General features: G+C 64.8%; 16 protein-coding genes. 10 read left to right on the top strand and 6 right to left on the bottom strand.

All coding sequences use genetic code 11. The features are described 5' to 3' along the window. Positions 1 to 36 precede the first annotated feature (36 nt). From HV744_RS05670 to HV744_RS05650, 5 genes are all read left to right on the top strand, one after another. Complete coding sequence (locus HV744_RS05670) at positions 37 to 2,271, top strand: polysaccharide biosynthesis tyrosine autokinase (RefSeq protein ID WP_175148559.1); 2,235 nt, start codon at positions 37 to 39, stop codon at positions 2,269 to 2,271. A 94-nt stretch (positions 2,272 to 2,365) separates the two neighbouring features. Continuing rightward, positions 2,366 to 3,484 (top strand): GDP-mannose 4,6-dehydratase, encoded by a 1,119-nt coding sequence (gene gmd / locus HV744_RS05665; protein WP_175148558.1) that lies wholly within the window; start codon positions 2,366 to 2,368, stop codon positions 3,482 to 3,484. Positions 3,485 to 3,489: 5 nt separating this feature from the next. After that, positions 3,490 to 4,443, top strand: coding sequence for a GDP-L-fucose synthase family protein (locus tag HV744_RS05660; protein ID WP_175148557.1), 954 nt, complete (start codon positions 3,490 to 3,492; stop codon positions 4,441 to 4,443). A 114-nt stretch (positions 4,444 to 4,557) separates the two neighbouring features. Further along, a complete protein-coding gene (locus HV744_RS05655) occupies positions 4,558 to 5,700 on the top strand; it encodes a glycosyltransferase family 4 protein (RefSeq protein WP_175148556.1) in 1,143 nt (380 codons plus the stop codon). Positions 5,701 to 5,753: 53 nt separating this feature from the next. Beyond that, positions 5,754 to 7,085: a glycosyltransferase WbuB gene (locus HV744_RS05650; protein WP_175148555.1), complete on the top strand. Its 1,332-nt coding sequence runs from the start codon at positions 5,754 to 5,756 to the stop codon at positions 7,083 to 7,085. 31 nt (positions 7,086 to 7,116) lie between these two features. On the opposite strand, the gene HV744_RS05645 is transcribed toward HV744_RS05650, so the two are convergent. Continuing rightward, entirely contained in the window at positions 7,117 to 7,593 is a 477-nt protein-coding gene (locus HV744_RS05645; RefSeq protein ID WP_175148554.1) for a hypothetical protein, read from the bottom strand. A 185-nt stretch (positions 7,594 to 7,778) separates the two neighbouring features. On the opposite strand from HV744_RS05645, the gene HV744_RS05640 reads away from it, so the two are divergent. Beyond that, a complete protein-coding gene (locus HV744_RS05640; RefSeq protein WP_175148553.1) occupies positions 7,779 to 8,399 on the top strand; it encodes a DapH/DapD/GlmU-related protein in 621 nt (206 codons plus the stop codon). A 223-nt stretch (positions 8,400 to 8,622) separates the two neighbouring features. Continuing rightward, complete coding sequence (locus HV744_RS05635; RefSeq protein WP_175148552.1) at positions 8,623 to 10,362, top strand: FAD-dependent oxidoreductase; 1,740 nt, start codon at positions 8,623 to 8,625, stop codon at positions 10,360 to 10,362. 111 nt (positions 10,363 to 10,473) lie between these two features. Here the strand turns inward: HV744_RS05635 and HV744_RS05630 are convergent, their stop codons facing one another. Both HV744_RS05630 and HV744_RS05625 read right to left on the bottom strand, forming a co-directional pair. Further along, complete coding sequence (locus HV744_RS05630; RefSeq protein WP_175148551.1) at positions 10,474 to 11,688, bottom strand: glycosyltransferase; 1,215 nt, start codon at positions 11,686 to 11,688, stop codon at positions 10,474 to 10,476. Then, entirely contained in the window at positions 11,685 to 13,178 is a 1,494-nt protein-coding gene (locus tag HV744_RS05625) for a hypothetical protein (protein ID WP_175148550.1), read from the bottom strand. Before HV744_RS05625 ends, HV744_RS05630 begins: the two co-directional genes overlap by 4 nt. 280 nt (positions 13,179 to 13,458) lie before the next feature. Here HV744_RS05625 and HV744_RS05620 point away from each other — a divergent pair, with 280 nt between their 5' ends. Then, positions 13,459 to 14,610 (top strand): acyltransferase family protein, encoded by a 1,152-nt coding sequence (locus HV744_RS05620; protein ID WP_175148549.1) that lies wholly within the window; start codon positions 13,459 to 13,461, stop codon positions 14,608 to 14,610. A gap of 158 nt (positions 14,611 to 14,768) precedes the next feature. Here HV744_RS05620 and HV744_RS05615 read toward each other — a convergent pair whose 3' ends face one another. After that, positions 14,769 to 15,971: a glycosyltransferase gene (locus HV744_RS05615; RefSeq protein WP_175148548.1), complete on the bottom strand. Its 1,203-nt coding sequence runs from the start codon at positions 15,969 to 15,971 to the stop codon at positions 14,769 to 14,771. A 328-nt stretch (positions 15,972 to 16,299) separates the two neighbouring features. Here HV744_RS05615 and HV744_RS05610 point away from each other — a divergent pair, with 328 nt between their 5' ends. Continuing rightward, a complete protein-coding gene (locus HV744_RS05610; protein ID WP_175148547.1) occupies positions 16,300 to 17,553 on the top strand; it encodes an oligosaccharide flippase family protein in 1,254 nt (417 codons plus the stop codon). Then, positions 17,553 to 18,626 carry a glycosyltransferase family 4 protein gene (locus HV744_RS05605; protein ID WP_175148725.1) on the top strand — a complete coding sequence of 358 codons (1,074 nt, stop codon included), beginning with the start codon at positions 17,553 to 17,555 and terminating at the stop codon, positions 18,624 to 18,626. The genes HV744_RS05610 and HV744_RS05605 overlap by 1 nt, the downstream gene beginning before the upstream one ends. Positions 18,627 to 18,705: 79 nt before the next feature. Here the strand turns inward: HV744_RS05605 and HV744_RS05600 are convergent, their stop codons facing one another. After that, the gene (locus HV744_RS05600) at positions 18,706 to 20,076 is read right to left on the bottom strand and encodes a hypothetical protein (protein WP_175148546.1); all 1,371 of its coding nucleotides are present in this window, start codon (positions 20,074 to 20,076) and stop codon (positions 18,706 to 18,708) included. Between the two features lie 181 nt (positions 20,077 to 20,257). Beyond that, positions 20,258 to 20,830: a hypothetical protein gene (locus HV744_RS37145; protein ID WP_246278952.1), complete on the bottom strand. Its 573-nt coding sequence runs from the start codon at positions 20,828 to 20,830 to the stop codon at positions 20,258 to 20,260. Positions 20,831 to 21,079: the final 249 nt, after the last annotated feature.

The following is a 21,079-nucleotide window of genomic DNA, read 5'->3' as shown; positions in this document are numbered from 1 at the left end:
GAAACCTGAACCGCCGGGCTTTGCTGGGTGACGAATATGGCAATGAACTTCGAAAACCGCTACACCGACGTGTCCGGACCGGACGAGCTTCATCTGTCGGACTACCTTCGCACGATCGTGCGCGGTTGGCGCACCATTCTGGTGGTGACGCTGATCGCGCTCGCGTTGGGCTGCACGTATGCGTTCCTCGCGCCGCCGACGTATCGCGCGGACGTGCTGTTCCACGTCGAGGACAAGACGGCCAATGCCAATGCGAATGGCAAGGATTCCTTGCCGCCGCTCACCGGCATGTTCGACACCAAGCCGTCGACGGCGGCCGAGATCGAGTTGCTGAAGTCGCGTCTCGTCACGGAGGAGACTGTCAGGAATCTGCACCTCGATATCACCGCGTCGCCGCGTTATTTTCCGCTCATCGGCGGGATGATCGCGGGGCTGGTGAACGGCCGATGGGGTTTCAGGCTGCCGTCGTTCGTCAACCTGTCCGGCTTCGCGTGGGGTGGCGAAAGCATTTCGGTGTCGCGCTTCGATACGTCGAAGGAAATGTACGACACGACCTTCACGCTGATTGCGGGCGCCGACGGCACGTACGTGCTGCGTGACCGCAATGGCATTGCGATCCTGTCAGGCCGGGTCGGCGAGACCGTCGAAACCGATACCGCCGACGGCCCGATCGCGCTGCGCGTCGACAAGCTGGTCGGCGCACCCGGCTCGCGTTTCGAATTGTCGCGCGCGTCGACGCTGAGCACGGTCGACCGTCTGCAGAAAGCACTGCTGGTGCAGGAAACCACGCTGCAGTCCGGCGTGATTCGCGCGAGTCTCGAAGGCGGCGACAGCGCGTTGACCGCGGCGATCGTCAACAGCATGGCGCGCAAGTTCGTGCGTCAGGACGTCGAGAGCCGCTCGACCGAAGCCCAGCACATGCTGGCGTTCCTCGATCAGCAACTGCCGGGCTTGCGCAAGGAACTCGACGAAGCCGAGCAACGCTACAACAAGTTCCGCAACACGCACGGCACGGTCGACCTCGGCGAGGAAAGCCGCCTGCTGCTGCAACAGATCGTCGACAACAAGACCAAGTTGATGGACCTGCAGCAGCAACGCGCGGAGATGTCGCAGCGCTTCACGGCGAGTCACCCGGCGGTGGCCGCGCTCGACGCGCAAATCGCCGCATTGCAGGGCGCGCAGACCAACATGAACCGCAGCGTCGCGGTGATGCCGGATACCGAACAGACCGCATTGCGCCTGTTGCGCGACGTGCACGTCAATACGGAGCTGTACACGAATCTGCTCAACAGCGCGCAGCAACTGCGCGTGGCGAAGGCCGGCCAGGTGGGCAGCGTGCGCGTGGTGGACTTTGCCGAAGCGCCCGACGAACCCGTGCGCCCGAAGCGCGTGCTGGCGATCCTGATCGCGCTCGGCGGCGGCCTCGTGCTCGGCATCCTGCTGACCTTCTTCAAGCGCGCGATGTACGGCGGCGTCGAACGTCCGGACGAACTCGAAGCGATGCTCGGCGTGCCGGTGTTCGCGGTCGTGCCGCGCAGCCAGACCCAGTTGCGGCTGCAGGAGGACGTGATGCTGCGTCGGCGCGGCCTGCATGTGCTCGCGCAGCAGGCGCCGGAAGACATCGCGGTGGAAGGCGTGCGCAATCTGCGCACCTCGTTGCAGCTCTCGCTCGATCACGCCGAGAACAACGTCGTGATGATCACCGGCTCGCGGCCCGATACCGGCAAGTCGTTCCTGTCGGTGAACCTGTCGGCGCTGGTGGCGTCGGCGAACAAGCGCGTGCTGATCATCGACGGCGACATGCGGCGCGGCGACGTCCATTCGCATTTCGGCATCGCCCATCAGCCGGGTCTGTCCGACGTGCTGAGCGGCGGCGATCTGAGCGCGATGATCCAGCGCGACGTGCTGCCCGGTCTCGACGTACTCGCCAAGGGCACGCTGCCCACGCACCCGTCCGAACTGCTGATGAGCAAGCGCTTTGAAACGATGCTCGACGAACTGAAGCCGCACTACGACCTCGTGATCGTCGACACGCCGCCGGTGCTCGCGGTCACGGACTCGACGGTGATCGGCAAGTACGCGGGCACGACGCTGCTCGTGGTGCGCCACGGCCGCCATCCGCTCAACGAGATCATCGAGACAGCCAAACGCTTGCGCAATGGCGGCGTGGCGATGCGGGGCGTGCTGCTGACCGACGTGCCGCAGGAAGGCGCGTTCCTCGGCTCGGGCTATCAAGGCGGCTATTACGGCTACGACAGCATTGCCGGTTGAAGGCGCGGCCTTCGGCCGGCCGCTCGACCGCGCTGCGGCATCGGTGCAGGCATTGGCATTGGCATCTCAATGGCTTAACGAGGGAGAAGGCTCTATGAAACGCAAGGTCGCACTGATCACCGGCGTCACTGGACAGGACGGTTCGTACCTGGCTGAGTTGCTGCTCGCCAAGGACTATGACGTACACGGCATCAAACGCAGGTCGTCCCTGTTCAACACGGACCGGATCGATCACCTCTACCGCGATCCCCACGACCCGGAGCAGCGACTCTTTCTGCACCACGCCGACCTGACCGACTCCACCAGCATCCTGCGCGTGATCCAGCGCGTCGAGCCTGACGAAATCTACAACCTCGCGGCACAGAGCCACGTCGCGGTGTCGTTCGAGGAACCGGAGTATACGGCTAACGCGGACGGTCTCGGTGCGTTGCGGATTCTCGAAGCGATCCGGATTCTCGGCTTGCAGCACAAGACGCGTTTCTATCAGGCATCGACCTCGGAGCTATACGGGCTCGTGCAGGAGGTGCCGCAATCCGAGACCACGCCGTTCTATCCGCGCAGCCCGTATGCGGTCGCCAAGCTGTTCGCGTACTGGACCACGGTCAATTATCGCGAGGCTTACGGACTCTATGCGTGCAACGGGATTCTGTTCAATCACGAATCGCCGGTGCGCGGCGAGACCTTCGTGACGCGCAAGATTACGCGCGCTGTCGCGCGCATCGCGGTGGGCATGCAGAAGACGCTGTATCTCGGCAATCTGTCGGCGCTGCGCGACTGGGGCCATGCGCGCGACTACGTGGAGATGCAGTGGCGCATGCTGCAACAGGAGCATCCGGAGGATTACGTGATCGCCACCGGTGTGCAGTACAGCGTGCGCCAGTTCGTCCAGCATGCGGCCGCTGAACTCGGTGTCACCGTGCGCTTCGAAGGCAGCGGCGTGGATGAAGTCGGCATCGTCGAAAAGGTGGACGGGCGCGAGATCAAGATCGCGCCGGGCGACGTGATCGTGCGTGTCGATCCGCGCTACTTCCGGCCCGCCGAGGTCGAAACGCTGCTCGGCGATCCGTCGAAGGCGCACGCGAAGCTCGGCTGGCAGCCGACCACGTCGTTCGCTTCGCTGGTGAAGGAAATGGTGCGCGCGGACTACCAGATTGCACGCCGTGACGCGCTCGTCACGCTGGCCGGATTCACGGCGATGGAACATCACGAGTAACGGCGATGAACAAACAAGCACGCATCTTCGTTGCGGGCCACCGCGGCATGGTCGGCTCGGCGCTGGTTCGGCGTCTGGTCGCCGACGGTTACGGGAACGTGGTCACGCGCACACGGGCCGAGCTCGACCTCACGGATCAGGCGGCCGTGAACCGCTTCTTCGAAAGCGAACAGATCGACGTGGTGCTGCTCGCGGCCGCGCGCGTCGGCGGCATTTTCGCGAACGCGTCGCAGCCGGGCGAGTTCATCTATGAAAATCTGGTGATCGAAACCAATGTGATCCACGCGGCGTATCGCGCGCGGGTTGAACGGCTGGTGTTTTTCGGTTCGTCGTGCATCTATCCGAAGCAGTGTCCGCAGCCGATCCGCGAGGAGTATCTGCTGACTTCGCCGCTCGAACCGACCAACGACGCCTATGCGATTGCGAAGATCGCCGGCCTCAAGCTGTGCGAAGCGTACAACCGCGAGTACGGCACGCAGTACGTCGCGTTGATGCCGACCAATCTGTACGGCCCGAACGACAACTACGATCTGAACAGCAGCCACGTGTTGCCGGCGCTGCTGCGCAAGGCGCACGAAGCGAGGATGAGCGGCGCCGCGACCTTGACGGTGTGGGGCTCGGGCACGCCGTGCCGGGAGTTTCTGCATGTCGACGATCTCGCCGCGGCCACGCTGTTCGTGCTCGAACACAACCTGACCGATGGCCTGTTCAACGTCGGCGTGGGTGAGGACCTGTCGATCCGCGAGCTGGCCGAATGTATCTGCAAAGTAGTCGGCTTCGAGGGCGAACTCGTGTTCGACGCATCGAAACCCGACGGCACGCCGCGCAAATTGCTCGACGTCTCACGGCTCACGCAGATAGGCTGGCGCGCGACGATCGGTCTGGAGGCGGGCATTGCGGCCACCTACCAAGACTTCGTCAAAGCGCACGGTTCGACCGCGGCCGCGATGCCTGCTTAGGCGCGCAAGCCGGAACCGTTGAACACGACAGCGGGCTGAAAGAGCGCTTGGGGGGCGTGCGCGCGGAGTACGCGCAACGCACGCAGGGACGATTTTTCGAGGAGCGGCATCAAAATGACAGCGTCAGTCACGATCTTCCATAACGTCGTATGGTCGCGCCACAAGGGTGTTGTGTTCTCCGCTTTGCATAACATTTCGGCCTCCGGAGCGATCCGCTACTCGATGGTGCAGATCGCGGATACGGAGTACGACCGGGTCGGCTTTTCCGACGTCGATTATTCGTACCATCGCTATCCGATGCAAAAGCTGTTCGACGGCTGCTACGAAGATGTACCGACGCTCAAGATGATCGCCCGGCTCACCTGGGAAGTGCTGCGGGCGAAGTCGGACCTCATCGTGCTGCCCGGTTATCACCGGCCCGAGTACTGGGCGATGCTGGCGGCCTGCATCGTGACCGGCAAGCGGCGCGCGGTGTTCGTCGATTCGACCGCGCGCGACCGGCCCAAGAAACTGCTCACGTCGATTCCGAAGCGGGTGTTCTTCTCGCTGTGCGACGGCTACTTCGGCTTCGGCGAGCGCAGCCGCGAGTACCTGCTGTCGCTCGGCGCGAAACGCGACAAGATCTTCGTGCCGTGTCAGGCCGCCGCTTTGCCGGGGTCGTTTTCACCGGAACGCGCGCTGGTCGAGCGAGTCGCCGCGCGTGCGGGCAATCCGCCGGTGTTCCTGTTCGTCGGGCGTTTGTCGGAAGAGAAGGGCATCGGCACGCTGATCGAGGCGTTCGCCGGCTTGCGGCGGCGTATCCCGGCGGCGCGCTTGCGCATTGTCGGCACCGGGCCGATGCGCGACGTGCTGCAGGCGAAGGTCACCGAACTCGAACTCGGCGACTCGGTGACGTTCGCCGGCAGTTTGCAGGACGAACCGCTCACACAGGAGTATTACCACGCGACCTGCATAGTCTTGCCGAGCTACAGCGAGCCGTGGGGGCTGGTCGTCAACGAGGCGCTCGCGCATGGCTGCCCGGCGGTGGTCAGCGAGAGTTGCGGCTGCGTGCCGGAACTGGTGATCGACGGGGTGACCGGTTATCCGTTTACGGCGGGCGACGTGCCCGGCCTTCAGCGCACCATGCTCAAAGCGATGGAAGCGTTCGCGGACGCCGGCGGCACCGCGCATCGCTGCATGGATGTGATTCGCCGCTTCGATCCACCTTCGGCTGCCGCCAATATTGCCCGCGGCTGCGCATTGATGTTGGGCGATTGACACGAGTCGCGGCAGTGCCGCCCACGCGAAGCTCTAAAACATTGGCAGTCACAATGAAGATCCTGATCTACGGCCTCAACTACGCGCCGGAACTGACGGGGGTGGGTAAGTACACGGCGGAAATGGCCGTGCTGCTGGCCAGCCGCGGACATGAAGTTCGAGTGGTGTGCGCGCCGCCTTACTACCCCGAGTGGCGCGTGTCGGCGGGCTACGCGGCGTGGCGCTACCGGCGCGAGACGCGTGACGGCGTGACGCTGTGGCGCGCGCCGCTGTGGGTGCCGTCGCAGCCGACCGGCATCAAGCGGATGCTGCATCTGGCGAGCTTCGCGGCGAGTTCGCTGCCGCTGCTCGCCCGGCATGCGCTGTGGCGCCCCGACGCGGTGATGCTGATCGCGCCGACCCTGATGTGCGCGCCGGCTACGCTGCTGCTCGCCCGCATCACGCGCGCGAGCGCATGGCTGCACATTCAGGACTACGAGGTCGACGCCGCTTTCGATCTCGGCCTGCTGAAAAGCTCGCGTGCGGCGCGCGTGGCGCGCTGGTTCGAAAGCGCGCTGTTGCGGCGCTTCGATGCGGTGTCGTCGATCACGCCGCAGATGAGTGTGCGCGCGACGGCCAAGGGCGTGCAGCCGGCGCGGGTCGTGTGCCTGCCGAACTGGGTCGACGCGTCGAGCATCTTTCCGCTGCCGCGAGCGAGCGATTACCGGCAACAACTTGGCATTCCCGATGAGCAGAAAGTGGTGCTGTACGCGGGCAACATGGGCGCGAAGCAGGGCATCGAAACGCTCGCCGACGCAGCGGCGCTGCTTGCCGCGCGCACCGACATCAGCTTCGTTTTCTGCGGCAGCGGCGCCGCGAAAGAGAGCTTGGTCGCGCGCTGCACGGGACTGACGAACTGCATTTTCATTCCGCTGCAACCGGCTGAACGCCTGAACGAACTGCTCAACCTCGCCGACATCCACGTGCTGCCGCAGCGCGCCGACGCGGCGGATCTGGTGATGCCGTCCAAACTCACCGGCATGTTCGCGAGCGGCCGCGCAACCGTGGCGATGGCCCGCCGCGGCACGGCGCTGCATGAAGCAGTCGCGTCGCGCGGCGTGGTGGTGCCGCCGGACAACGTCAAGGCGCTGGCGGCGGCGCTCAGCATGCTGGCCAGCGACGCGCAACGGCGCGCCGCGCTCGGCAGGGCTGCACGCCATTACGCGGAGCACGCGCTGTCACCGGAGCCGATCATTCAGATTTTCGAGGAGCGCCTCGCCGCGGTGTTTCGTCAGGTGGGCACGACGCGGGTGAAGACGAGGGCGGCGTATTTCGATCCGCGGCCTTCAACGGGCGGGGCCCGGCGGCGCAAGCCGGCTACTGCGGAGAAAGCCGCGCCGGATTGATCCGGCACGCGGCCATCTGATGAATGCGACCTCACCACGGCGAACGGTAGACGGAGCGCTTGCTTGTGCCGTACGGATCGGCGTAGGTGTTCTTCGCCGCGCCCGCGGGCAGCAAGCCGTCGCCGGCATTCTGACGGCCCGGGCCCGGCTGGCCGGCGACGCGCACCTGGCCGTTAGCGGCCGCCGGCGCCTTGCGTTGAGCTTTGCCGGCGGGCGCCGGCTGACCGCCCGTGACGGTCATGCGTTGCTGGTCGAGCAGCGCAGCGCGCTGGGCGTCGTCGGTATTGTCCTGCATGCCGCCGTCGCCGTATTCGCGTGGTGCGCCGAGCAACAGTTGTTCGTTGTTGCGATTTTTTGCGGCCCGGTCGACGGGAGCCGGCGCAGCGGCGCCATAACCGTTGACCGTCGCCGCGGCGGGGGCGGCGTTGTTCTGCGCGAAGGCCGATATGGCGCACGTTGCGGCGCCGGCCAACATCCATGTAGCAGCGTGCCGAATCGAAGTGGTCATCGTGGTCCCCATGAAAATGCAGTCGCAATAGAGCTATCGTGCGCCAGGCTTGGCGCGCGTAGCCGCCAAAACGCTTGCCCGCACAGCCACTGTGCAAAGTGCGGGAACGAGACGCAACATAATGTGAGCGAGTGGGTTGGTATGCCTGCACGTGCATACCACGGCTCGTGCATCGGAGGAAGCTGATGGGTAACATTGCCGGCGATCAGCAGATCGAGCACCTGCGACAGACCGAAGACGCTCGCGAGGATGGGCGCGTGATCGATCTGAGTCTGGCGGGAAAGGGAAACTATCAGAGCAAGCGGAGCGTCCTGATCGAGTTCATCTGGTTTGTGCTCGAAGCGTGTGTGATCAACAACAAATTGCTGCCGATCTCGTTTGTGCGCGTCGGGCTGTTACGCCTGTTCGGCGCGAAGATCGGCACGGGTTGCCGGTTCGTCCATCCGTTGCGCGTGAAGGCGCCGTGGAATCTCGAGGTCGGCGACAAGTGCTGGTTCGGCGTCGATGTGTGGATCTACAACCAGGCGCCGATTCGCATCGGCTCGAACGTTTGCATTTCGCAGGGCACGTTCCTCACCGCCGGGTCTCACGACATGAGCGCCACGATGGATTTGTGCGTCGCGCCGATCGTCATCGAGGACGGCGTGTGGATCACCTCGAAGTGCGTGGTGCAAATGGGTGTGACGATCGGCCGTTCGGCGGTGGTGACGCCTCTGTCGGTCGTGCATCGCTCGCTGGAACCGGAGGGCGTGTACGGCGGAAATCCTTGCCGTTTTATCCGGAAGCGGTTTGCTTCCGTTAGCTGAAGCACAGATAAAGAACCACAGCGTCGATACGCTGCGGAGACCAGACTCGTGATCACCGGAAGGTCGGTGGCCGTCATGGATTTGTCGACACCCGTCTGTCGACGCCAGCGGCGGTCCATAAGGTGTCCGGGCTCGTCGTGTGCATATTTGCCGGGTGACCGCGGTTGATCGGCCACTTCAGCGACGCACGCGGTAAATGCGTGACGAAGATGGGGAGCAGCGGATGTTCATCGATACTCGAACTGTTGAACAAGACACCGTTATTGAAACGACGGTCTGCATCATCGGGGGCGGAGTCGCGGGCATCACGCTGGCGCTCGAATTGTCACGCGCGGGGGTGGACATCTGCATGCTCGAAAGCGGCGGGTTCGGCCCCGACGACGAAACCCGCGACCTCTATCGCGGCGAGAACATCGGGCTGCCCTATACGTTCGCGGACGGTTCGCGCAGCCGCTACTTCGGCGGCAGCAGCAACTGCTGGGGCGGCTGGTGCCGCCCGCTGGATCCCTGGGACTTCGAGAAACGTGACTGGATCGCACACAGCGGCTGGCCGTTCGGCCTCGATGAGCTGGCGCCGTATTACGCACGCACGCATGAATTGCTGAAGCTCGGCCCGCAGAATTTCGACCCCGCTTACTGGGAGCGCGAGATCGGCCGCCATGACGTGCGCCGCGTGCCGCTCGCTACCGGCGACATGCGCGACACCGTCGCGCAGTTCAGCCCGCCGGTGCGCTTCGGCAAGGCGTATCGCGACGAGCTGTCGCGCTCGGTGCGGGTGCGCGTGTTCCTCCACGCAAACGTGCTCAACATCGACGCCGACGCACAGGGCACGACGATCACCGGCGTGCGGGTCGGCACGATTAGCGGCCGCAGGATTTCGGTGCAGGCAAGGATGTTCGTGCTGGCCACCGGCGGCATCGAGAATGCGCGGCTGCTGCTCGCGTCGAACAACGTGCAGGCGGCGGGACTCGGCAACGCCAACGATCTGGTCGGCCGCTACTTCATGGATCATCCGCGGATGATGTCGGGCAACGTGCGTTTTCGTGCGGGCATTGCGCGCAACAAGCTGTACGACATCAAGTACCACTATCAGAATGCCGCGGTGTCGGCGCATGGCACCAAGATCTCTTCGCAGTTCGCTCCGCGACAGGAGTTGATGGAACGCGAGAAGCTGCTGAATTCGCGTGTGTGGCTGTACTCGAAATGGTACGGCGAAGGCAGCGCGGGTTCCGAGGCGCTGATCCACTGCAAGGAAGCGCTGTTGCAGAAGGACCAGCCTCGCCGCAATCTGAAGACGGACATCGCGACGATGATCGCGCACCCGCTGCACACCGTGGGCTACGGTCTGACGCGGCTGTTGCAGTGGCCCGCGCTGATCACCGATGTGACGTTGCAGGCGATCGTCGAAGCGGTGCCCGATCCCGATAGCCGGGTCACATTGTCGGCCGACCAGCATGACCGCTTCGGCATGCCGCGCGTGCGGGTGGAGTGGCGCCTCGGCGAACAGGTGAAGCGCACCTTCGACAAAACCTTCCTGCTGCTCGCACAGGAATTGCAGATGGCCAATATTGCCGATATCGAACTCGACGCGCCGCTCGAAGGCAGGGCGTGGCCGGCGGAGCTGGAGGGCACCTGGCATCACATGGGCACCACGCGCATGCACGATTCGCCGAGCGAGGGCGTGGTCGACCGTGATTGCAAGGTGCATGGGATCAGCAATCTGTATGTGGGCGGCAGCTCGGTGTTTCCGACTGTCGGCGCCAATTTCCCGACCATTACGATTGCCGCGCTGGCGCTGCGTCTGTCCGGCCATCTGGTGCGGCAGCTCGATGCGCCGGAGGTCGTCGGCAGGACGCGGGTCGAAGCTGCGAACAGTTCGACCATGGCGATTCAGGCGCCGTCGCAAACCGAGACGTTGCCGATCGCGGCATCCACCTTGACGCCATTGATGAAGGAGCCGTGAACCGGCGATGAAGGCAAACGATAACGGCGCGCCTTGGGCGCGCCGTTATCGTTTTGAGTCGGGCGGATGATGGGCGGGGCGGGGCTTTAGGAGTGACCTCGGCAACGACGCTCAGCGGCTTTGCTGAGCCGCCTCGCGCAGCCTGCCGAGCGAATGTTCGTCGACGTTCCCGGGGCCGCGCTGCGTCTCCAGCAGAGCTGTCAGCGCGCTGACCATCGTTTCGACCCGGAAGCGCGTATTGAAGGTGATGGCGGCTTGCGCGCGCATCGCGTCGCGAGCGGCGGGGTCGAGTTCGAGCCAGCGCAACAGATTCTTTTCCGTGCCGTCGACGGTGTCGGCGGCCACCAGTCCCGCGCCGTCCGCTTCGATCTCGCGCCACACGTTGACCTTGTCGGAGATCAGCGCCGGCAGCCCGCAACCGAGCGCCTCGGCCACTGCCACGCCGAAATTCTCCTGATGCGAGGGCAGAACGAACACGTCGCTAGCATGAAACGCGCCCCACTTGAGGTCGCCCTGCAGCATGCCGGGCAGGCTCAGGCGATGCGCGATGCCGGCTGCCTGCGCCTGGGTGCGCAGCGTCGCGACCCAGCCGGTTTCGTCCGGACCGGCGATCACGAGATGCAGCGCCGGATCGTTGCCGGCGACGCGCGCGAACGCGTCGATCAGCAGATCGCAACCCTTCTTCGCATGGATGCGGCCGAGAAACAGCATGATGCGTTTGCCGCGCAAGCTGGGCACCGCTTGCAGGAATGCTTCGCGCACCGATGCCGGATCGAGCGCCGGCACCGTCGTGCCGAACGGCACGATTCGCTCATTGGCGCGGTAGAGCCAGAACGATTGACGCGCGCGCGTGCGTTCTTCCTCGGTCGTGAAGATTACCGTGCGGGCATCGCGCAGCACACGGTATTCGGCCCACGGCCAGTACAGCCACTTCTTCAGATGCTTGAGCGGATAAGCCTCCTTGAACCACGGGTCGAGCATGCCGTGCACGTACACGTAGTACGGCACCTCGCTGTTGTGCAGCGCCTTCCATGCCGCGAAGCTGTGGTATTGCCACAGGCCGTGAACGATGACCGCGTCGAAGCGCTTCGCGTTGGCGGCGAGCCACGGCGCGAGACGCTTGCAGTAACTGTAGCGGCTGCGGGTCGGGCCGCACGCGTGGACCGGAAACGGAAACGCCGCGAGGAAGCCGTCGCCCGGGGCGTCGCAGCTCGCCACTTCGATGTCGTGCCCGGCTTCCCGCATGGCCATGCCGCTGCGGCGCACGCCTTCAACCGGGCCGCCGCCGCGTGGATCGACAGTTGGAAGCAGGTGGAGGATTTTCATCGGACGATATTCGGTCGGTTGGAGTGTCGCGCCGGCGAACTGCGCGACACCAGAGCGCTGATCTGGTTCGGCTTGGACGCGGTGCTTTCCGCGTGCGACATGCCGAGCGTGGACGCAAGGTCGGCGCGTCCCATGCCGGGCTGGATGCGGCCCGGCAACTCGGGCATCGCGGCCGGATGATGCTGCGGCGGCCGTGGGGGGCGCTTGATGCGCGCCGGCAGCGCGCGTTGCAGGCGCGCGTGGGTCGCGATCATCAAGCCGAGGGCGACGCCGAAGACCAGGCCCGAGAAACGCGGGCCGAGCGGATTGCCGCCGATCGACGTGGCCGGCAACGCGGCAAACAACATGATGGCGCGCCCGAGCACCGGCAGCAGCGGCGCGTCGGGCACGACCGAGCGCCAGTAGCGGTACGAGAAGAAGCAGATCGCCAGCGCGGCCAGCGTGGCCAATGGCATGCCGATGCCGAACACCAGGCCGCCCGCGAACAGTTGATAGACCCAGAAGTTGTGACCCGCGGCCCATTCGTTGATCGCGTAGAAGTCCTTTTCGCTGAACTGGCCCGCGAGGTCCGGCAGATAGACGGGCGAGTAGCGATAGTAATGGCCGTAGCCTTCGCCGAACAGCAGCGCGTCCGCCGACGAGGTCACCTGGTCGTACTGATTGCGCATTTCAGCCAGACGCGTGATCGTGGTCGGGTCCTTGCCGGAGGCGGTTTCCTCGGACGCGAAAATGCGCTGCGTCCAGTGCTCCGCGACGGTCGGAAAGCTCAAGGCCGCGACGCCGGCCATGCCGGCCAGCACCGCGCCGACCACCAGGCTGCGGGCGAGCGCGCGCCAGATATCGCGGATGGTCGGCGCGCTCAGCGCCATCGCGAGCAGGAACAGCAGCACCGTGCCGACGAGCAGACTGCGGGTCACGCTGAGCAATTCGACGATGATGGTGCCCGCGAACACCGCGACGGTGAAGAATGAGAAGCGCCGCGCCACGACGAATTCGTGCAGCAGCACGCCTTGCAATCCGAGCAGCGTCACGGAGATGATCCGGTAGCGCACGTCTTCGAGACCGCCGCCCGTCGCCATTCCGTAGACGAAAGTGAACACGAGGCTGATCACGTTGGCGACGAACAGCGCCTTTTCGAACTGCGAGAGCCGGTATTCGCTCCACGGGCGGCAGGCGACGAGGTAGCCCAGCATGAACAGCATGAATGGCAGCAGGGTGCGCAGATAGTTGCCGGTGTCGTTGTCCTGAACCAGTTGGGCGACGATGCTGCCGAACACGCACAGCAGCATGCTGATGGTGACGACCGAACGCAGCCGCGAGCGCTCGTGAAAGCGGGGCGCGATCAGCAGCAGCGCAAGACCCGCTGCGGCCGCGGGCAAGACGAGCGCGGATTGCGCGAAGTGGCCCGTATTCGCGTCGGTCGCCTTATAGTCCAGTGCTAGTGGTAACAGAAAAATCCATATCCATGGCGTTGCATACTGATGGCGCATCGCTGATTCCTCCCCGTCGCCGTCCATTCGCCGTCGGTCTTAGCGGACGGTCTCGCACTGACCCATTGTGGGGGAATCTCCCTGGTTGTTAGTTGCCGGGACCGCATTCGTCGCCGATTGCCTGGGTTCTGGCGACCGTGGCAAGGGCGGCCACTGCAAGACGCGCGCACACTTGAGCATGTTGTCGGCCAATGCCTTGAAGTTGGCGCGCGCGCCAGCGTGCCGCCACCGAAGATGCAAAAAGGGCCATGCGCCCGCGACAGGTGAAGGGGAGAACAACATGAAGTTATTTCGCGGGCCGGGGCCCGCAAAAAAAATGGCCGTCCGGGCGATCGAGCTCGACTTCATTCGCGGTATCGCGATTATCGCGGTGATGGGCTATCACTTTCATACTGTTCATACCAGCAATTACCTGCTCCAGATTATTGAATACCCGCTGAAGAATTTCGGCCGCGAAGGCGTGAACCTGTTCTTCACGCTGAGCGGCTTTCTGGTCGGCGGCCTGCTGCTGCGCCAGTACGCCGAAACAGGTCACATCGACGCGCGGCGCTTCATTATCAGGCGGATTTTCCGCATCTGGCCCGCGTATTACGTGCTGATCGTCTTTCATATGCTGGCCGGGCGCCACCCGTGGAATACCTTCCTGTTTCAGAACCTGACCCATATGCAGAACTATCTGGGCACGTCGATCACCCAGACCTGGAGCCTCGCGGTCGAAGAACACTTTTATCTGGTGCTGCCGGCGCTGCTGTTGCTGTTCGCGCGCTGGCGTCTGCGCGCGTGGACGATCGTCAGTATCCTCACGGCGGTCTGCGTGGTGGTGCTCACCGCGCGCAGCTTCGCCGTCGCGAACGGTAATCTGGAGGGGACTTTCGCGTACACCCAATACCGTATCGACAGCTTGCTGTTCGGCGTGATTCTGTCCGTGATCTACTGGATGAAGCCGGGTATCTATCATCAGCTCGCGAAGCGCAAATGGCTGCTGATCGGCAGCGTCGGCGTGCTCTGCGCGTGGCTCGCCTTCGCGACCCCACATATCGCGCTCGACCAGAGCATCGGCTACACGATTCAGGCGCTCGGGTTTGCCGCGTTGATCGTGCTGACTCTGGAATATTCCGGCTCGCTGCGCTCGACGTGGGTGTATCGCGGGATCGCCTGGATCGGGCTTTATTCGTACGGTATTTACCTGTGGCATTCGCTTGCGCTCGCGCCCGGCGACATACTGATCCGCAAGGTGACCGCGCTCGGTTTCCCGCCGAGCCTGGTCTGGATTGTCGCGCTGAGCGCGCAATTCGCGCTCGCCATCGCAATCGGCTACGTGACCACACGCGCGATCGAGTATCCGTTCCTGCGGATGCGCAACGCGCTGTTCCCGGAAAAGCGCGGCAGTTCGGTGCGCAAAGAAGTGCCCGCCGGCGGCCAGTTGTCCTGAACAACATACGTGGGCGACATGCGTTGACCGGTTGCCGACGAGGGCGGCCGGCCGCACCACCGTCCTGCGCGACGCCCGCCGCGCCAACGACTGCGGCGTCGGTCGCTGAGCGATGGACGTCGCCGTGTGTTCCCGAAAGCAAAAGACCCGATACCGGCTCAGGCCATCTGCTGCAACAGGGTCTGCTTGAACTGTCCGAGCGTATGCCGTGACAACAGGTCTTCGCGCGCGGACGGAACAGCCTCGGGCGCGTGCGGCCACGAGGTCATGGTTTCGGTGATGGCCTTGCCGATCGACGCGGAGCTCAGGTCGCTCAGAATCGGTCCCAGTTCGCAGCGCCGGCTGAACCAGCCGATCAAACCGTCTTCCGTCGCAATCACCGGCTTGCCGAACCGGTAGGCCTGCACGAGCACGCCGCTCATCCCGTAGTGCCCCTTGTAGCCCAGCCAGACCGCGTCGCAGGCGGAGAACAGATCGCGTTCGATGTCGTTGGAAATGAACGCGTCGAGCACCAGCGGCGCGGGCTTGAGGCTGCGCACATGATTACGCATGAAATGGCGCGTGCCCGTATCCTGCTCGCCGGCGACGATCAGCGCGGGCGCATGTTCGAGGCGCGTCAGCGCGTGGACCAGTTCGTAAATCCCTTTGCGTTCCGTGATCGAGCCGTACACCAGCAGATAGCGCTGCTCTGGGTCGAGGCCGAGACGCTCGCGCGCCTGCACGGGGTTTTCGGCACGCTCGTCGGGAAACGGGTCGGCCACATAGGCGACGGCCGCGCTGTGCTTCGACGCATGGCGCGCCGACCATTCCGGCAAGGTGGGATCGATCGTCAGCAGCGTGCGCAGTCCGGTCGTGCGGATCGCGCGCTTGAACAGCAGCGCCTTGACCGCATTGACGAGCGGGCGATCGGGCGCCTTGATGCCGACCTTGTTATGGTGGAACGTCGAGCGCATCGTGATGCCGATCCATGGCGTCGTGCCGAACGGAGAACCGAGGAACGGCAGCGCGTAGAAGAAATAATCGGCGTACGGCACGACCACGAGTCGGATCGACTGCATGCGGCTGATGATCGTATGCACGCGCTTGAAATAGCGGTGAAAGCTTGCGTACTGGTTGGAGCCGAGCCGGTGGCGGGGCTGCTCTTCAGGATCGACAAAGGCGATCTGCTGATCGGGCTGGTTTGCAGCGTTGATTTGCCGGGCCAGCCGGTGGTCTTCGTTGGCGCACTCAGTCACGAGCATGCATGGATAGCCGGCCTCCGCGCAGGCCTGCATGGTCCACTCGACATAGCGCCAGCGATGGCCGGTGAGATTCGGTTCCACAATCAGGACGTAGTCTTGTTCCATCGCGTCGGCAGCCATGTGCGTTATGCAGAAAAGGACCTCGGCGACGACCGTCCCGCGGCGCTAGCTGAACCAACGTTAGCATCGCCGAGGTGCATGGAATCGCCAATTTGCCCCGCTTTGTGGGGCAACGTACTGGTGCGCCATGGCCCCGGCTGAACTGGCCTAGCTGATGGCGGTTGTTGCCGATTCTCTCGCGGTAAGGTCGTGCATGCAGTGCAATGAAAAAACTCGCCAGCTTGCTGGTGCAACCTGACTAATTATGCGCCGGCGGCGTTTGCAGCGACCTTTTAAATCGCTGTGGCATAGCCGATCCGGCAGCGTGGCGACTCGACGGAGATTCAGCTTGCGGGCGATCAGGCTTCCGGCGTTCACGATAGCGGGCAGCTTCGGCGCGAGTGCCGCGACGTGGGTGCTCCTGCAACAGTTCGCCGTGCGTGGACTTGTGGCGATCAAGTTTCTTGCGATTGGCCGGATGCTGGGACCGGCGGCGATCGGCAGCGTAAGCGTAGCGCTGCTCGCGGTAGCGATTGCCGAGGCGCTGTCCGACACCGGTCTCGCGCAAGCTGTCATTCAGGGCGAACATCCGCCGTCGCGCTCGCAGCTCGGCGCGGTGTGGACGACGCTGACCGCGCGCGGCGTGCTCATTTCGCTGCTGCTGGTCGCGCTCGCGCCGTTGCTGAGCAGCCAGTTCCACCTGAACGGTTCGCTGGTGCTGATCCAGCTCGCCGCGCTGCTGCCGCTGTTGCGCGGCCTGGCGTCGCCCACTTACTACGTGGTGCAGCGCGAGCGGCGCTTCCAGCATATTGCCGGGGTCGAGGTCGCGGCGGCTTTCGTCGATTGTTCGATCGGGATCGGGCTGGCGTATTTCGGCGCTGGCGCGGCCTCGGTGCTGATCGGCCTCGTGGCCGGCGAGAGCCTGAAGAGCACGCTGACCTGGGCGACCATGAAACCGCGCCCGCCGATGCGCGCCGTCTGGTCGGGAATTGGTCACTATGTCGGCTTCAGCCGCTGGATCTGGGCGAGCAGTGTGATCAACCTGCTGCTGAATCAGTTCGACAAGGTGGTGGTCGGCAAACTGCTTGGACCGGTGCAACTGGGCAGCTATCAGATGTCGTCGCGGCTTGCGCAGATGTTGCTCGCCGACGCCGCGATCGCGATGTCGCAATATCTGTTCCCCACTTTCGCCGCGCATCACCGTAGAAGTCCGCAGGCGGCGTCGCGGATCATCAAGCTCTATCTGTTGCTGATCGCGATCGGGCTGACGGTCTTCGTCGCGATGCTGAGGCTGATCGCCGAGCCGCTGTTCTCGTTGATTCTCGGCGCGGCATGGCTGCCCGCGGTGCCGCTATTCAGAATCCTCGTGATCAACATGGCGATCGGCGCGCTGATTGCGGTACTCGTGGCCTATCTGCGCGCGGTGGGCGATGCGAAGGCGACCGTGCATGCGTCGGCGATTCAGGTCGTCGTGCTGCTCGCCAGCGCACCACCCGCGGTGCACTGGTGGGGCGTGACGGGCATTGCCTGGTCGATGACGCTTGGCCTTGGCTGCGCGGCGGTGTGGATGCTGTTCAGGACGCTCACTGCAAGGACGCAATGATGCGCGTTTTTCATCTTGTCCTCGCGCCGCGTTTGTCGGGAGCGGAAGTTCTCGCGAAGGACCTCGCGCTCGATCAATGCGCCGAGGGCATGGCGGTGGGGGTGGCGTCGCTGCTGCCCGCGCATGCCGACTTCATGTCCTTGCAAGCCGAGCTGGAAAGCCATGGCGTGCAGTGCTGGTTTCCGCGGCGGCGGCATCGCGCGGCTATCAAGCTGTGGAATCTGTTCGTCGTGGTGCGGCGCTTCCGTCCGGATGTGATCTTCGCGCATGCAACCATTCCGTCGTTTTATGCGCGTGCGTTGCCGCTGCACGTGCCGGTCGTGTACGTCATGCATTCGGCGACCAACGATTTCGAGCGTCCGCTGTTCAGGCGCGTCGAGCATATCCTCTCGGGCCGCGCGCGGGTCGTGATCAGCGTGTCGGAGCAAGGCGTGACGGACTATGTGCAGGCCATCGGCCCGCATCCTTCGATGACCGTCGTGCCCAACGGCGTCGACCTTGCGCGCTTTGCGTTTACCGACGGCGCCGGGCGCAGCGGCGCCGCTCCGCAGGTCGCGCAGATCGGCAGGTATGCGGCGGTGAAGAATCAGCTGCTGACGGTGCGCGCATTTCGCGAGGTGCTCAAGGAGGTGACCGATGCGCGCCTCGTGCTGTATGGGGTGGTCGAAGATCCCGACTATCAGCGCGAGGTCATTGCGCTGGCGCAAGAGTTGGGAATCGCGGAGCGCGTCGAGGTGGCCGGCCCGCGCACCGATGTCGCGACGGTGCTGTCGGAGTCGAACGTGTTCGTCATGCCGTCGCGTTCCGAGGCGCACAGCGTGGCGTTTCTCGAGGCGCTGGCCTCCGGCGTGCCGATCGTGGCGAGCAAGATTCCGGCGTTTGCTTTCGCGAACGGATTTCCAGGCGTCCAACTGGTCGATACCGACAACGTGCAGTGCTATGCGGATGCCGTGGTCGCCGCGTTGGGGCAGGCACGGGCGCAACGCTCGCTCGCCGGTCTCACGCTCAGGGACACCGCTGCCCGTTACCGGGCGATCGCGCATCAGGTGAGTCTCGCCATCGCGGCGCGATAGCAGATCTGGCGGGCGTTGAGCGGCGAAGCGTGTGGCCGCGTGTTGCGCGCGCGGATGGTCGATACTGGTCGACGGGCCATCAATGATGCGTGATCACATCGCGCGGGTCGGGCACTGGTTCGGACGGAGTCTCTAGCGGCGGTGCGATCTGCAGTTCGGATTCGCGCGTCGCAAGTGTCACGAGACGCTGTGCCTCCTTGCTGCTCGCATCGATCTCCAGCGCGGTGCTGGCGTTGCGCGACACGCATGTCCAACGCCCGATATATCCGCAGCCGCGCGCGAGGCTGAGTAGCGCGTCGCGCTGCTGTTCGCGAGTGCTCACCGTGGAACGCATACGCAGTGCGTCGCGGTTATCCGGCTGTACGGCGATGGCCGCGGCGAGGCGCGTTTTCGTCGCTGCCAGATTGTTCTCTTGCAGGTTGGCGCGCGCGGCGCGCAGATGCCTCGACACATCCGCGCGCAGTTTGTCCGCCGGGTTGGCTGGTCGGCTGCTGGCGGCGCGCCTGGCATCGGGCGCCGCCTGCGCGACGCGGCCCTGCGCGGGTGGCGCTGCGGCCGGCGGTGCAACTGCCGGGGAACGCACGGGCGTGGGGCGCTGGGCAGGGACGTTCGACGGCTGCTGGGCGACGACGTTCGATGGTCGCTGGGCGACGACGCTCGATGGTCTCTGGACGACGACGCTCGACGGTTGCTGGGCGACGACGCTCGACGGCAGCTGGGCAACGATGTTCGACGGTCTCTGCGCGACGACGTTCGACGGTTGCTGTGCGGCGACGTTCGACGGTCGCTGGACGGCGGCGCTCGACGGCTGCTGGGCGACGAAGCTCGACGGCATCTGGGCAACGATGTTCGACGGTCTCTGCGCGGCGACGTTCGACGGTCGCTGGGCGGCGGCGCTCGACGGCTGCTGGGCGACGACGTTCGACGGCTGTTGCGCGACGAAGCTCGACGGCAACTGGGCAACGATGTTCGACGGCCGCTGGGCGACGGCGTTCGACGGCTGTTGCGCAACGACGTTCGACGGCCGCTGCGCAACGACGTTCGACGGCCGCTGGACGACAACACTCGACGGTCGCTGTGCGACGACCGTGGCGGGCTTCTGGACCACGGCAATGGACGGCTTGCCGTTCTGCGTCTGCACCTTGCCGGATACCGCGATAGGTGTGCCGACGCGCAAATCGTTGCGATGGATGAAGCCGAGATAGACGACGGATGCCACCACCAGCACCGACGCCCCCAGCGCGATGGGTCGGCGCAGCCGCTGATAGACGCTCGTCGCGGCCACGGGCTCTTCGATCACATCGTAGCGATTGACCAGCGCGCGCGACGACGGGCTCCAGATCCTGCGCGCCGGCAGTCTGGCGGGCAGCATCGACTGGAGATTGTTCAGTGGGACCGGCAGACCCCGCGACGGCGCGGGGCGCGCGCCGAACGTATCGGCTGGGAACATACGGCACGAAGGACAAGGCGAGAAGCGGCCGGCTAGCGGCGCACCGCAGTGTTCGCATCGTCGGGAATCTTGCTGATCGGAAGTCGTGTCGCTAAGCATGGCCAGGTCGCTAACGGGCGTCGAGTGCCGACGCCACAATCAAAAGAACAAGGCACGGCAATGAGGCTTGCAAGCGCGGGGGTTACTGTACGACGACGTAACCCCGCGCCTGCATGCACGCGCCATACGCGGCCCAATACCGTGTCATCGGCGGCTCGGGCGCCGGCAGCGGTGGCAGCTTCACGCCGGACGCCGCGCTCGTCTGTGACGAGTTGGCCACTTCCGCACCCGATGCGCCGAGCTCCGCGCTGGTCACCGATGCCGCGGTGGCGGCCGTGGCCGCGCTCGCCGGTTTCGCCGCCGAAGCACCCGTGGCCGTGGCCGCGGTCGCCACCGGCGCGCTTGCGCCGGGCTCGGTCGCGGCGGCCGGCATGCTCGCGCTCATCGGCACAGCCGAGAAGGTGCTGGGCGGCAATGGCGGTCGCGACGGTACGCCGGTCGACGAGGCTTTGGTGGGAGGTGGTTTGCGCGGCGGAATCTGCGCTTCGCGGGTGATGCTAACCCCTGTCTTGTTCGCCGCCGCGTAGCACATGGCGGTGTCGACGCTGCGCTCGTAAGGGCTTTGACTTCGGATTGGATAGGTGAGCGGCTGCCATGCGAGGGCAGCGCTGCTGCACACCAATAGCGTCAGTACGGTATATTTTTTAAATTCCATCGCGGTCGCTCCCGCAGCGATGTTTCGCCTTTTTCACTGGCCATTGCGCATCGCGACATGTTCTGTTGGCTGTTGATTCTGCCGCTGAACGGCGGCGGCTCACTGCCGCGAAGGCTGCTTTCCCGAGCGTAACACCGCGTATTGTCGAAGCAAGGACTCGGATAGCGCGCGAAAACGCCATCCTGCTGTCTAATCAAGACACTTTAATGCAGGACCGCGGAGAACGGCGCAAAAGCTTGGGGGAATCCC

It is taken from the genome of Paraburkholderia ultramafica (assembly GCF_902859915.1).
In the GTDB taxonomy this organism is placed as follows: domain Bacteria; phylum Pseudomonadota; class Gammaproteobacteria; order Burkholderiales; family Burkholderiaceae; genus Paraburkholderia; species Paraburkholderia ultramafica.
The sequence above is the reverse complement of the archived record's forward strand: the minus strand, read 5'-3'. Positions and strand labels throughout refer to the sequence as shown.

Excerpts from the sequence above, each read along its gene's own strand:
- HV744_RS05625 (WP_175148550.1), bottom strand. The coding sequence starts at position 13,178 with ATGCGCCATCAGTATGCAACGCCATGGATATGGATTTTTCTGTTACCA.
- HV744_RS37145 (WP_246278952.1), bottom strand. The coding sequence starts at position 20,830 with ATGGAATTTAAAAAATATACCGTACTGACGCTATTGGTGTGCAGCAGC.
- gmd (WP_175148558.1), top strand. The coding sequence starts at position 2,366 with ATGAAACGCAAGGTCGCACTGATCACCGGCGTCACTGGACAGGACGGT.
- HV744_RS05635 (WP_175148552.1), top strand. The coding sequence starts at position 8,623 with ATGTTCATCGATACTCGAACTGTTGAACAAGACACCGTTATTGAAACG.
- HV744_RS05620 (WP_175148549.1), top strand. The coding sequence starts at position 13,459 with ATGAAGTTATTTCGCGGGCCGGGGCCCGCAAAAAAAATGGCCGTCCGG.
- HV744_RS05615 (WP_175148548.1), bottom strand. The coding sequence starts at position 15,971 with ATGGCTGCCGACGCGATGGAACAAGACTACGTCCTGATTGTGGAACCG.
- HV744_RS05660 (WP_175148557.1), top strand. The coding sequence starts at position 3,490 with ATGAACAAACAAGCACGCATCTTCGTTGCGGGCCACCGCGGCATGGTC.
- HV744_RS05670 (WP_175148559.1), top strand. The coding sequence starts at position 37 with ATGGCAATGAACTTCGAAAACCGCTACACCGACGTGTCCGGACCGGAC.
- HV744_RS05645 (WP_175148554.1), bottom strand. The coding sequence starts at position 7,593 with ATGACCACTTCGATTCGGCACGCTGCTACATGGATGTTGGCCGGCGCC.
- HV744_RS05630 (WP_175148551.1), bottom strand. The coding sequence starts at position 11,688 with ATGAAAATCCTCCACCTGCTTCCAACTGTCGATCCACGCGGCGGCGGC.
- HV744_RS05650 (WP_175148555.1), top strand. The coding sequence starts at position 5,754 with ATGAAGATCCTGATCTACGGCCTCAACTACGCGCCGGAACTGACGGGG.
- HV744_RS05605 (WP_175148725.1), top strand. The coding sequence starts at position 17,553 with ATGCGCGTTTTTCATCTTGTCCTCGCGCCGCGTTTGTCGGGAGCGGAA.
- HV744_RS05655 (WP_175148556.1), top strand. The coding sequence starts at position 4,558 with ATGACAGCGTCAGTCACGATCTTCCATAACGTCGTATGGTCGCGCCAC.
- HV744_RS05600 (WP_175148546.1), bottom strand. The coding sequence starts at position 20,076 with ATGTTCCCAGCCGATACGTTCGGCGCGCGCCCCGCGCCGTCGCGGGGT.
- HV744_RS05640 (WP_175148553.1), top strand. The coding sequence starts at position 7,779 with ATGGGTAACATTGCCGGCGATCAGCAGATCGAGCACCTGCGACAGACC.